Source organism: Barnesiella sp. An22, assembly GCF_002159975.1.
Lineage (GTDB): Bacteria > Bacteroidota > Bacteroidia > Bacteroidales > Barnesiellaceae > Barnesiella > Barnesiella merdigallinarum.
Genome location: NZ_NFJR01000001.1, coordinates 515,575 through 527,931, shown reverse-complemented (window position 1 = coordinate 527,931; position 12,357 = coordinate 515,575). Strand labels below are relative to the sequence as shown.

General features: G+C 58.8%; 9 protein-coding genes. 7 read left to right on the top strand and 2 right to left on the bottom strand.

What is annotated here, in order from left to right; genetic code table 11:
- The first annotated feature begins 9 nt into the window (after positions 1-9).
- From B5F38_RS02180 to B5F38_RS02150, 7 genes are all read left to right on the top strand, one after another.
- Complete coding sequence (locus B5F38_RS02180) at positions 10-1,110, top strand: chorismate-binding protein (RefSeq protein WP_087407672.1); 1,101 nt, start codon at positions 10-12, stop codon at positions 1,108-1,110.
- 15 nt (positions 1,111-1,125) lie between these two features.
- A complete protein-coding gene (menD, locus tag B5F38_RS02175) occupies positions 1,126-2,811 on the top strand; it encodes a 2-succinyl-5-enolpyruvyl-6-hydroxy-3-cyclohexene-1-carboxylic-acid synthase (protein ID WP_087407671.1) in 1,686 nt (561 codons plus the stop codon).
- A 33-nt stretch (positions 2,812-2,844) separates the two neighbouring features.
- Positions 2,845-3,669: a 1,4-dihydroxy-2-naphthoyl-CoA synthase gene (gene menB, locus B5F38_RS02170; RefSeq protein ID WP_087407670.1), complete on the top strand. Its 825-nt coding sequence runs from the start codon at positions 2,845-2,847 to the stop codon at positions 3,667-3,669.
- Between the two features lies 1 nt (position 3,670).
- Positions 3,671-4,720, top strand: a complete 1,050-nt coding sequence (locus tag B5F38_RS02165) for an o-succinylbenzoate synthase (RefSeq protein WP_087407669.1) — start codon at positions 3,671-3,673, stop codon at positions 4,718-4,720.
- Positions 4,711-5,730 (top strand): AMP-binding protein, encoded by a 1,020-nt coding sequence (locus B5F38_RS02160; RefSeq protein ID WP_087407668.1) that lies wholly within the window; start codon positions 4,711-4,713, stop codon positions 5,728-5,730. The genes B5F38_RS02165 and B5F38_RS02160 overlap by 10 nt, the downstream gene beginning before the upstream one ends.
- 188 nt (positions 5,731-5,918) lie before the next feature.
- Positions 5,919-8,138, top strand: a complete 2,220-nt coding sequence (locus tag B5F38_RS02155; RefSeq protein WP_206422464.1) for a glycoside hydrolase family 3 C-terminal domain-containing protein — start codon at positions 5,919-5,921, stop codon at positions 8,136-8,138.
- A 111-nt stretch (positions 8,139-8,249) separates the two neighbouring features.
- Entirely contained in the window at positions 8,250-10,421 is a 2,172-nt protein-coding gene (locus B5F38_RS02150; RefSeq protein ID WP_241147790.1) for a glycoside hydrolase family 3 C-terminal domain-containing protein, read from the top strand.
- A 109-nt stretch (positions 10,422-10,530) separates the two neighbouring features.
- On the opposite strand, the gene B5F38_RS02145 is transcribed toward B5F38_RS02150, so the two are convergent.
- The gene (locus B5F38_RS02145) at positions 10,531-11,232 is read right to left on the bottom strand and encodes a Crp/Fnr family transcriptional regulator (protein ID WP_087407665.1); all 702 of its coding nucleotides are present in this window, start codon (positions 11,230-11,232) and stop codon (positions 10,531-10,533) included.
- 166 nt (positions 11,233-11,398) lie between these two features.
- The gene (trxB, locus tag B5F38_RS02140) at positions 11,399-12,346 is read right to left on the bottom strand and encodes a thioredoxin-disulfide reductase (protein WP_087407664.1); all 948 of its coding nucleotides are present in this window, start codon (positions 12,344-12,346) and stop codon (positions 11,399-11,401) included.
- Positions 12,347-12,357 lie beyond the last annotated feature (11 nt).

Sequence of the window (12,357 nt, the reverse complement as noted above, 5' to 3'; positions counted from 1 at the left end):
TCGCGTGCCATGGGTGAGAATACGACAGCCATATCTTGTCTCAGGCAGGCTTTCGAGCGGAGTCTCGAGAGCCGTTTCCCCGCCTATGCCTTCAGGTTGCCGGGCGACAGTGCCTTTTATTGGGGCGCCTGTCCGGCCCATGAGCTGGAGACCTTGGCGGGTTGTACCCTCCCCGGCGAGGGGCGGGAGGGGTTTCTCTTTGCCCCTTTCGACAGCGGGGCATTCCCTTCACTCTTTTTCCCGGTAAAACCCGTGCGGGCCGAGGCTATCGACCTGGAGGCGTTGAACCGTTGTGCCGACTCTTCTGTTAGAGCCGACGAGGGGCCCATGCCGGTGACCGATTGCGATTACCCGGCCTATGAGCAGCAGGCCCTTACCCTCATCGGGGCCATGCGCCGCGGCGAGTTGCGGAAAGCGGTGCTTTCGCGCACCGTGACGTTGCGGCGGCCGATGCTCTCCGATGTCGAACTTTTCCTGCGGTTGGCCGCGAAATATCCGGCCGCCTTTGTCAGTTGGGTACATCTGCCCGGCCGGGGGCGTTGGATAGGAGCCACCCCCGAAACGCTGCTCGACTACGACGTCCGTAGGCTGTCGACCATGGCATTGGCCGGGACCCGCAAGGCCGGGACTCCGGGCGAGTGGGGCACGAAGGAGCAGGAGGAGCAGCAGATTGTGGCCGATACGATTGTGGCTGCTCTCGAGCGTTGTGGCCTCGACCCGGTGGTGGGGGCCCGTTTTACCAAGGTGGCGGCCCAGGTCGAACATTTGTGTACGCCGGTTACGGTCGAAGGTCGTTTGACCGATAGCCAGCTGAACGATATTTTAGGTGCTTTGCACCCGACACCAGCCGTCGGGGGGTATCCCAAAGAGGCTGCGAAAGTTTGGATTGATCGCGTGGAACCACACCGGCGTCGCTACTATGGCGGCTATCTGGGCCCGGTGCAGGCAGACGGGATGCGCCTGTTTGTCAATCTGCGCTGCATGGAGGTGGACGATGGGTATGTGAGATTGTATGTCGGTGGCGGCCTGACGGCCCAGTCGCAGCCCGCCAGCGAATGGTGCGAGACCGAGGCCAAAGCGCAGACGCTGCTCTCGGTCATAAACGGTTAATCAAACAAGAAACGTATGAAGACAACAGACAAACAGGGGTGTAATGCCCTCGTCGAGATTTTGGTAAAGCAGGGTGTGAAACGGGCGGTTCTCTCGCCCGGGTCGAGAAATGCGCCTGTATTGATGGCATTCTCGCGGTGCGAGGCTATCGAGTCGTATGTGGTGGTCGACGAACGTACCGCCGCCTTCATGGCTCTGGGCATGTCGCAGCGCAGCGGCGAGCCGGTGGCCCTGGTGTGTACCTCGGGAACGGCTCTGCTCAACTACGCTCCGGCCGTGGCCGAGGCCTACTACCAGCACATCCCGCTCGTGGTCATTTCGGGCGACCGGCCCATCGAGTGGATCGACCAGGACGACGGGCAGACCCTGCGTCAATACGGGGCTTTGGCTCCTTTTGTGAAACGGTCGTACGACCTGCGGGCCGAGTGGACCCTGCCGACCGACGGCTGGTATTTCAACCGCAGTGTGAACGATGCCCTGCTCACGGCCCTCTCGGGAGAGAAGGGTCCGGTGCATATCAACCTCTCCATTACCGAGCCGCTCACCGGCGAGACCGAGGTCGCGCCGCGTCCCGAGCGGGTGGTTATGCGGATGGCTCCGGCAAGTCTGCCCGACGAAGAGTCACTCGCGCTCCTGAGCCGCGAGTTCATGTCGGCCCGCAAGGTGCTTGTCGTGGCCGCCTTCATGCAGCCCGACGAGGCGTTGGGCCGGGCTCTGGCCCGACTGGCCGAGTTGCCGCAGGTGGTGGTGCTTACCGAGTCCATCGCCAATGTGCAGGGCGAGCGGTTCATCTCTACCATCGACCGGGTCTATTCGGTTATCGACAAGAGCGAGTGGCCCGACTATGCCCCCGACCTGCTCATCACCCTGGGCGGTTCGCTGGTGTCGCGCATGATCAAGGCCTTCCTGCGGCAGCATAAACCGCAGGCCCACTGGCGCATCTCGCAGGGCGACCGCGTGGTCGACACCATGCAGGCGCTCACCCGCCACATCGACGCCTCGCCGGCCCGTCTGCTCGAGGCTTTGGCCCGTCGGGTAGCCCCCGTCGAGAGCTCCTATGCCGCCCTGTGGCACGACAAGGAGCAGCTGGCTACCCGCCTGCACGACGACTATATAGCCCGCATCGGTTGGTGCGACCTCAAGGCCTTCTCGCTGATTCTGCCGGTTATCCCGGCCGGCACCGCCCTGCAACTCTCCAACGGCACCACGGTGCGCTATGCCCAGCTCTTCAATACTCCGCAGGTGAGCCGGAGCGACTGCAACCGCGGGGTGTGCGGTATCGACGGTTCTACCTCGACGGCGGCCGGCGCCTCGTGTGTGGGCGATGCGACCACGCTCTTCATTACCGGCGACATGAGCTTTTCGTACGATGCCAACGGCCTCTCGTCGGCCTATCTCTCGCCCCGGTTCAAGGTGATTGTCATGTGCAACGGCGGGGGCGGCATCTTCCGCTTCATCAAGCCTACGGCCGGGTTGCCCGAGCTGGAGCGCTACTTCGAGGTGCACCGCGATATTCCCGTCGAGAAGTATGCCGACCTCTTCGGGCTGCGCTACTTCGAAATCGACAGCGAGGCATCGGCTGCCGAGGTATTGCCCCGCTTCTTTGCCGAGAGCGAGCGACCGGCCATTTTGGCGGTGCACACGCCCCACCTCTACAATGCCGAGGTGTTACGGGGATACTTCCGCCGGGCCCGGCAGTAATGTTGAAATTCAGAATCTTAAAAACGACACGATATGAAAAAGTTTGACTGGAAACCCATTAAGGAGTATGAGGACATACTCTTCGATTACTACGACGGTATCGCCAAGATAACGATTAACCGCCCGCAGGTCTACAACGCGTTCCGCCCCCAGACCAATAACGAGATGCTCGACGCCATGGCCATCTGCCGCGAGCGTCCCGACATCGGCGTGGTGGTGCTCACCGGAGCCGGCGACAAAGCCTTCTGCTCGGGTGGCGACCAGAAGGTGAAGGGCATCGGCGGCTATATCGACCAGAACGGTGTACCCCGCCTCAACGTGCTCGACCTGCACAAGGCCATTCGCTCCATACCCAAGCCGGTTATCGCCATGGTCAACGGCTACGCCATCGGCGGTGGCCATGTGCTGCATGTGGTGTGTGACCTGACGATTGCTTCGGAGAATGCCCGTTTCGGGCAGACGGGTCCCAAGGTGGGCAGCTTCGACGGCGGCTTCGGCTCCTCCTATCTGGCCCGCATCGTGGGGCAGAAGAAGGCGCGCGAAATCTGGTTCCTCTGTCGCCAGTATACGGCCCAAGAGGCCGAGGCGATGGGGCTGGTGAACAAGGTGGTGCCTTTCGACCGGCTCGAGGAGGAGACCGTCGAGTGGTGCCAGACCATTTTGAAACGCAGTCCCATGGCCATCCGCATGATCAAGCGGGCCCTGAATGCCGAACTTGACGGCCAGCGCGGTCTCATGGAGTTTGCCGGCGACGCTACGCTGCTCTACTACCTGATGGAGGAGGCACAGGAGGGCAAGAATGCTTTCCTCGAGAAGCGTGACCCCGATTTCCAGAAGTTCCCCAAATTCCCCGGATAAGATGCTGAAGGCCACTTATACCCCGTATACGCTCCATTTCAAGGTGCCGAGCGGAACCTCGCGTGGCATCCTCACCGAGAAGGAGACCTACTTCGTGAAGGTGTGGGACGATGCCGCCCCCGACCGCTACGGGTTGGGCGAGTGTGCCCTCTTCCGGGGGCTCGGTGTCGACGACCGCCCCGAATACGAGAGCGTGTTGCAGCAGGTGTGCCGCGAGATTGACCGCTACGAAAGCCTCGACCTCTCGGCCTGGAGCTCGATACGGTTCGGGGTGGAGACTGCTCTGCTCGACTGGCAGAACGGCGGCCGGCGGGTCGTATACCCCTCCGACTTCGTGACGGGTGGGAGAGGCATCACCATCAACGGGCTGATATGGATGGGCGACAAGCGTACCATGGCGGCCCGCATCGAGGAGAAGCTGGCGGCGGGCTTCTCGTGCATCAAACTGAAAATCGGCGCCATCGACTTCGACGACGAGTGCGACCTGCTCGCCTTTATCCGTAGCCGATACGGCCGCGACACCATCGAGTTGCGGGTCGATGCCAACGGAGCCTTTGCTCCCGACCGGGCGCTGGAGTGCCTGAAACGTCTCTCGGACTACGACCTGCACTCCATCGAGCAGCCCATACGGGCCGGACAGTGGGAGGCGATGGCCCGTCTGTGCGAAGCCTCGCCTCTGCCGGTGGCCCTCGACGAGGAGCTCATCGGGGTGAGCGGTGTGGCCGCAAAGGTCGACTTGCTGGAAGCCATAGCACCGCAGTATGTGGTGCTGAAGCCCTCGCTTATCGGCGGCTTCTCGGGTACGCAAGAGTGGATCGATGCCGCCCGGGCCCGGGGTATCGGGTGGTGGATTACCTCGGCTCTGGAGTCGAACGTGGGGCTGAATGCCATCGCTCAGTTTACGGCTACCCTGCCTGTGAATATGCCGCAGGGGCTGGGTACCGGTGCCCTCTATACCAATAATATACCCTCGCCGCTCGAGCAGGTGGGCGAGGTGTTGCGATACAACCCGGCCGGGGGGTGGAATTTTTCGGAACTGTCATGGAGATAACCCTCAATCATCGCCTGTGCCGCACCCGCGACGAGGTGCTGGCCGCAGCCACCCCGCAGGTGGCCGACTTTCTTGACGAATGGTTTTCGCCGGCCGATTTCGTGTGGGGCCACACCTCGGGCTCGACGGGAGCCCCCAAACCGCTGAAGCTCTCGAAACGGGATATGGAGGAGTCGGCCCGGCTGACGGTCGACTTCTTCGGCATCACCGCGGACACGACCATGCTGCTTTGTCTCTCGCCCGACTACATTGCCGGGAAGATGATGATTGTGCGCACCCTGCTCTCGGGGGCCGACCTGCTGGTGGTACCGCCGTCGAGCCGACCCTTGGCGACGGTCGACGAGCCGGTCGACTTTGCGGCGATGGTTCCGGCGCAGGTGGTTGAGTCGTTAAGTGACGATGCCCAGCGTGCCCGCCTGGCTCGGGTAGGAGCCTTGATTATCGGCGGAGCACCTCTGTCGCCAGAATGCGAAGCCCGGTTGACCCGGTTGCCGGTTCGGGCTTACGCCACCTATGGCATGACCGAAACGGTGTCGCACGTGGCCCTGCGTCGCATTGGCGATGCCACCATGCTCTACCGGGCTTTGGGTAGCATCACCTTTGCGGTCGATTCCCGCGACTGCCTGGTTATCCATACTCCCCATTTTACACACAAGCAGTTTGTGACCAACGATGTGGTGGAGCTTGTCGATGAGCGCACCTTCCGCTGGACAGGTCGTTACGACCATGTGATTAACAGCGGGGGGGTAAAGATATTTCCCGAGCGGGTCGAGCAGAAGATAGCCGGGCTCTTGACCCGCCGCTTCTTCATAGCCGCCGCTCCCGACGAGAAGTGGGGGCAGTGCGTGGCCCTGGCCATCGAGGGCGACCCGTTGTCGCCTGCCGACGAAGCCGCCTTGCTGGCCCGTATCCGCGAGGCGGTCGACCGGTACGAGATGCCGCGCCGGGTGGTCTATCTGCCCGCTTTTGCCGAGACCTCGTCGGGTAAGGTAATCCGACGTTTGCCGTGATTCCCTGTCGGTTGGCAAAGCCGTTTCCGTCGTGAGGCGGATTGTTATCCTTCTATATATGGAGATGGAGGGAATGTTTTAAAGTGTTATTTGAGCATGTTCTGTTGCCGGGAATAGATTTTATATCTACCTTTATTCCCGATTATATTTGTTATTCAGTCACATTTGCTATTTTAAACATGAAGAACATGCGACATGTATTAGGAGTTACGCTCCTATGGGTCGCGGCTGTAACCGTAGCCCAACCCCCTGTTTACCTTGATGATACAAAGCCTGTTGAAGATCGCGTAGAAGATGCCCTTTCGCGTATGACTCTCGAAGAGAAGGTGGCCTTGTGTCATGCTCAATCGAAATTTAGTTCACCGGGAGTTCCCCGTTTGGGCCTGCCCGAAAACTGGATGACCGACGGTCCGCACGGTATTCGTTCCGAACTTTTGTGGGATGAATGGAGTCCGGCCGGTTGGACCAACGACTCGTGCATGGCCTTCCCGGCCTTGACCTGTCTGGCCGCTACGTGGAACCCCGATATGGCTCTGCGCTATGGCCGGGCTTTGGGCGAGGAGGCGCGTTACCGGAACAAGAACGTGCTGTTGGGCCCCGGCGTAAATATCTACCGCACGCCGTTGAACGGGCGCAACTTCGAATATATGGGCGAAGACCCTTACCTGGCCTCCGAGCTGGCAGTCCCCTATATCCAGGGGGTGCAGTCGTGCGGTGTGGCCGCCTGCGTGAAACACTTTGCGCTCAACAATCAGGAGAAAGACCGGCACTATGTCGATGTGGAGGTGAGCGACCGGGCTCTCTACGAAATCTATCTGCCGGCGTTTCAGGCCGCCGTGCAGCGGGGGAAGGTGTGGTCGCTCATGGGGTCGTTCAATCGCTACCAGGGTCAGCACTGCTGCCACAACCAACGTCTGCTCAACGATATTTTGCGGGGCGAATGGGGCTTCGACGGGGTGGTCATCTCCGATTGGGGTGCCGTGCACAATACCCTCGAGGCGGCCTATAACGGACTCGATTTGGAATTTGGTTCTCTCACCGACGGTATGGAGTTCAGTGTCGACAATGCCTACGACGACTACTACCTGTCTCGTCGGTTCCTTGAGTTGTTGAAGTCGGGGAGCATCCCCGAGTCGGTGGTTGACGGGAAGGTTCGTAATATCCTGCGGTTGATGTTCCGTACGACGATGAACCGAAACCGTCCCTACGGCTCGTTCAAGAATCGGGCTCATGGCGAGGTTGCCCGGCAGATAGCCGAGGAGGGAATCGTGTTGTTGCAGAATCGCGACAACGTGTTGCCTATCCAGCTGGAGAAGATCCGCAAGATATTGGTGGTGGGCGAGAATGCCATCAAGATGATGACCGTGGGCGGCGGCAGCTCGTCGCTGAAAGCCTGGTACGAAGTGTCGCCGTTGGAGGGGTTGCGAGCCCGGATAGGCGATGCGGCCGAGGTGACGTATGCCCGGGGCTATGCCAGTCCCGACCCGCCGAAGAGTGTCATGTATACCATCCCTTCGTTGCAGACCGACCGCTCAGCCGACGAACTGCTGGCCGAGGCGGTGGCTTTGGCCCGTGAGTCCGACTACGTGATTTTTGTGGGTGGCCTCAATAAGAACGGGTATCAGGATTGCGAGGGAGGCGACCGAAAGAGCTACAGCCTGCCCTACGACCAGGACCGGGTAATCGAGGCTTTGGCCGAGGTCAATCCCCGCACCGTGGTGGTGCTCGTCTCGGGCAACAGTGTGGCCATGCCCTGGGCCGACCGGGTAGGTGCTATTGTCGAGGGTTGGTATTGCGGCAGCGAGGCCGGCCATGCTCTGGCCGCCGTGTTGGTGGGCGATGTGAATCCGTCGGGCAAACTGCCCTTCACGATGTGTGCCCGTCTCGAAGATTATCACGCCCATGCCTTGCACGACTCGCTGGTCTATCCGGGTGTCAATCATCGCGAGGTGTACAAGGACGATATTTTCGTGGGCTATCGCTGGAGCGACAAGCAGAAGAAAGAGCGCCGTCCGCTCTTCTGTTTTGGCCACGGATTGAGCTATACCACATTCGAGTATGGCAAGGCGGTGCTCGACCGCAAGCAGATGACGGCGGCCGACAGCCTGCGGGTGCGTGTATCGGTGAAGAACACGGGCAGCCGTGCCGGAGCCGAGGTGGTTCAGCTCTACGTGTCGGACCTGAAGTCGTCGCTTCCCCGTCCGATCAAGGAGCTGAAGGGATTCAGTAAAGTGATGCTGCAACCGGGCGAGAGTCGCGAGGTAGAGTTCGTGCTCGACCGTACGAGTCTCTCGTATTTCGACGATGCGAAACATGCGTGGGTAGCCGAGCCGGGACACTTCGAGGTGCTTATCGGCGCCTCGGCCGAGGATATTCGTTCGCGTGCCGGATTTGAATTGAAACCATAGTCTCTGCGACAAGAATATGACTTTTTGTTATTAACCTTCAAAATAATTATCATGAGATCTTTTCTAAAACCCCTGTGGGCTGCCGCGCTGTTATTCCCTTTGCAGGCGGCCATGGCCCAAACACCTGTTTATCTCGATGATTCGAAACCCATCGAAGATCGAGTAGAAGATGCCCTTTCGCGAATGACCCTCGAAGAGAAAGTGGCCTTGTGTCACGCTCAATCGAAGTTCAGTTCGGCGGGAGTCCCCCGTTTGGGTCTGCCCGAGAACTGGATGACCGACGGTCCTCATGGCATACGTCCCGAAGTGGCTTGGGATGAATGGGACCAGGCCGGCTGGACCAACGACTCGTGCATGGCCTTCCCGGCCTTGACCTGTCTGGCCGCTACGTGGAACCCCGACATGTCTCTGCGTTATGGTCGGGCCATAGGCGAGGAGGCCCGGTACCGGAACAAGAATGTACTGTTGGGTCCCGGCGTGAATATCTACCGCACGCCGTTGAACGGGCGCAACTTCGAGTATATGGGCGAAGACCCTTACCTGGCTTCCGAGATGGTGGTTCCCTACATCCAGGGAGTACAGTCGTGCGGAGTAGCCGCCTGTGTGAAACACTTTGCCCTGAACAACCAGGAGGAAGACCGCTATACTGTCGATGTCGAGGTGAGCGACCGGGCCCTCTACGAAATCTATCTGCCGGCTTTCAAGGCGGCGGTACAGCGAGGCAAGGCATGGGCCATCATGGGTTCTTATAATTGCTACAAGGGGCAGCATTGCTGTCACAACCAATATCTGCTTAATGATATTTTGCGGGGCGAATGGGGCTTCGACGGCGTCGTTGTCTCCGACTGGGGTGGCGTTCACAATACCCGGGAGGCTGCCTATAACGGTCTCGACATGGAGTTCGGTACCGGTACCGACGGCTTGTCGGTGAGTGCGAGCGATGCTTATAACCACTACTTCCTGGCACGGCCTTTCCTCGAGCAGATAAAGGCCGGGGTGATACCCGAGTCGGTGGTCGACGGTAAGGTGCGTAATATTCTGCGAATGATGTTCCGCACGACGATGAATCCCAACCGTCCCTATGGTTCGTTCGAGGATCCAGCTCATGGCGAGGCTGCCCGGCAGATAGCCGAGGAGGGAATCGTGCTGTTGCAGAACCGCGACAATACGTTGCCTATCCAGTTGGAGAAGACCCGCAAGATATTGGTCGTAGGCGAGAACGCCATCAAGATGATGACCGTGGGCGGCGGCAGCTCGTCGTTGAAGGCACAGTACGAGGTTTCGCCTCTGGACGGCCTGCGGGCAAGAGTGGGCAGTGCCGCCGAGGTGGTATATGCCCGTGGTTATGTAGGCAATACCGACGGTTCCTATAATGGTGTGGTTTCGAAGGTAGACCTGTCGGAATCGCGCTCGGCCGACGAACTGCTGGCCGAGGCTGTGGCTTTGGCCCGTGAGTCCGACTACGTGATTTTTGTGGGTGGCCTCAATAAGAACAGTCACCAGGATTGCGAGGGAGGCGACCGTTATGACTATGGTTTGCCCTACAATCAGGACCGGGTAATCGAGGCTTTGGCCGAGGTCAATCCCCGCACCGTCGTGGTGCTCGTCTCGGGCAACAGTGTGGCCATGCCCTGGGCCGACCGGGTAGGTGCCATTGTCGAGGGTTGGTATTGCGGCAGCGAGGCCGGCCATGCTCTGGCCGCCGTGTTGGTGGGCGATGTGAATCCGTCGGGCAAACTGCCCTTCACGATGTGTGCCCGCCTCGAAGATTATCACGCGCATGCCCTGAACGACTCGTTGGTTTACCCCGGAGTCGACCATCGTGAGATATACAAGGACGATATTTTCGTGGGCTATCGCTGGAGCGACAAGCAGAAGAAAAGCCATCGTCCGCTCTTCTGTTTCGGCCACGGGTTGAGCTATACCACCTTCGAGTATGGCAAGGCGGAGCTCGACCGCAAGCAGATGACGGCGGCCGACAGCCTGCGGGTGCGTGTATCGGTGAAGAACACGGGTAGCCGTGCCGGAGCCGAGGTGGTACAACTCTACGTGTCGGATCTGAAGTCGTCGCTGCCCCGTCCGATCAAGGAGCTGAAGGGATTCCGCAAGGTGATGCTTCAACCGGGCGAGAGCCGCGAGGTAGAGTTCGTGCTCGACCGTACGAGTCTCTCGTATTTCGACGATGCGAAACATGCGTGGGTAGCCGAGCCGGGACGCTTCGAGGTGCTCATCGGGGCTTCGGCCGAGGATATTCGTTCGCGTGCCGGATTTGAATTGAAATAGTCTCCCGTACCGTATCGCAATACGGAGTGGATATAACGAAAGAAGCTGTCGTCCCGTCCAGGGGTGACAGCTTCTTCTGTATGATAAGGGTAAGATATTGTCGTGGTGTTTATCCGAATTTGCTGATTTTGCGTAACCGCTCTTCGTCGATAATCTGGATGCGGCGGCCGTCGACCGTGATGATTTTTTCGTTGGTGAAACTCGACAAGGTGCGGATGGCATTCGAGGTGGTCATGTTCGAGAGGTTGGCCAGGTCTTCACGGGCCATGTAGATGTTGAGGGTGAGCCCGTCTTCCTCGACACCGTAGTTCTCTTTGAGTACTAGCAGCGATTCGGCCAGCCGGCCCCGAATATGCTTCTGGGTGAGATTCACCGTGCGGGCGTCCGATATGCCCAGATCGTTGGAGAGTTCCTTGATGAAGAACCAGGCCAGCCCGTTGTTCTGGCGGATATATTTCTCGACCAGGGGCATGGGCAGAGAACCGATGGTAGAACTTTCGATGGCGGCAGCGGCGGTCACGTAGGCTTCGCGGGAGAAGTAGGCCCGGTAGCCGAAGTACTGAACCGGACGAATCAACCGGATAATCTGGCTGCGGCCTCCCACGCCGTCCTTATAGATTTTTACTTTTCCCTTCAATAAGCACATGAGTTGCGAGGGAGTTTCGCCTTCGCTGTATATGATTTCGTTTTTTTTGAAATTCTGAATCTTGAAATTTTCGGCAATAATGCGTTTTTCCTCACTTTCGAGCAACGCCCAAAAGTCGGACATCTCTTCTTGTAGTATAGACTCCAGTGTGCTTTTCTTGACCATTTGCCTTATAACTATGTTTTACAGCACAAAAGTAACTAAAAAATTGATATATCGTTTCTTAAAAGAGGAAAAATATCTAATTTTATAAGAAATAGAGCTTTAGAATAAAAAAAATAAGGAAGGAGAATAAATTCTCCCTCCTTTTGAGCCGCTCAGGCAAATCTTGTTACAATTTGTTATTGATGAGGTATCGCTCGGCATCGATGGCGGCTTTGCAACCCGAGGCGGCGGCAGTGATAGCCTGACGATAACGGGGGTCGGCTACGTCGCCAGCGGCAAATACACCGGGCAGATTGGTCTCGGTCGTGAAGGGCTTGGTAACGATATAGCCGTTTTCGTCGAGTTCGATGGCACCTTTGAATATATCGGTGTTGGGTTTGTGCCCGATGGCCAGGAAGAACCCGTCGATAGCCAGGTCGTATCGCTCTTCGTGGTCGGTATCTTTCCCTTTGACCAGATGCACGCCCTCTACACCGTTCTCGCCGAACAATCCTTCGGCCTGGGTCTCGAACAGGATTTCGATGTTGGGGTTTTCGATTACCCGCTGTTGCATGATATTGGAGGCACGCAGGTAGTTCTTGCGCACAATCAGATAGACCTTCGAGGCGAGGTGCGACAGGTATTCGGCCTCTTCGCAGGCGGTATCGCCGCCGCCTACGACGGCCACGATTTTCTTACGGTAGAAAAATCCGTCGCAGGTAGCACAGGCCGATACGCCCATGCCGGCATATTTGGCCTCGTCGGGGAGGCCCAGGTACTTGGCCGAGGCGCCGGTCGAGATGATTACGGCATCGGCCTCGACCACCTTCTCGCCCTCGATGGTGATGCGGTAGGGGCGGGTCGAAAAGTCGGCGGCGGTAGCGATACCGCGGCGAATGTCGGTACCGAATCGGGCAGCCTGTTTTTTCAGGTCTTCCATCATGTCGAATCCCGATATACCTTCGGGGTAACCGGGAAAGTTCTCTATTTCGCTGGTGGTCGTGAGTTGTCCACCGGGTTGCATGCCCTCGTAGAGGACGGGTGCCAGATTGGCCCGCGAGGCATATATGGCGGCGGTATAACCGGCCGGTCCCGACCCGATGATGAGGCAACGGATTCGTTCGTTCTGTTCCATAGTTTTATTTC

What these genes read in the sequence shown, in the direction of transcription:
- menB (WP_087407670.1), top strand. Translation starts at nt 2,845, where the DNA reads ATGAAAAAGTTTGACTGGAAACCCATTAAGGAGTATGAGGACATACTC.
- B5F38_RS02160 (WP_087407668.1), top strand. Translation starts at nt 4,711, where the DNA reads ATGGAGATAACCCTCAATCATCGCCTGTGCCGCACCCGCGACGAGGTG.
- trxB (WP_087407664.1), bottom strand. Translation starts at nt 12,346, where the DNA reads ATGGAACAGAACGAACGAATCCGTTGCCTCATCATCGGGTCGGGACCG.
- B5F38_RS02145 (WP_087407665.1), bottom strand. Translation starts at nt 11,232, where the DNA reads ATGGTCAAGAAAAGCACACTGGAGTCTATACTACAAGAAGAGATGTCC.
- B5F38_RS02180 (WP_087407672.1), top strand. Translation starts at nt 10, where the DNA reads ATGGGTGAGAATACGACAGCCATATCTTGTCTCAGGCAGGCTTTCGAG.
- B5F38_RS02150 (WP_241147790.1), top strand. Translation starts at nt 8,250, where the DNA reads ATGGCCCAAACACCTGTTTATCTCGATGATTCGAAACCCATCGAAGAT.
- B5F38_RS02165 (WP_087407669.1), top strand. Translation starts at nt 3,671, where the DNA reads ATGCTGAAGGCCACTTATACCCCGTATACGCTCCATTTCAAGGTGCCG.
- menD (WP_087407671.1), top strand. Translation starts at nt 1,126, where the DNA reads ATGAAGACAACAGACAAACAGGGGTGTAATGCCCTCGTCGAGATTTTG.
- B5F38_RS02155 (WP_206422464.1), top strand. Translation starts at nt 5,919, where the DNA reads ATGCGACATGTATTAGGAGTTACGCTCCTATGGGTCGCGGCTGTAACC.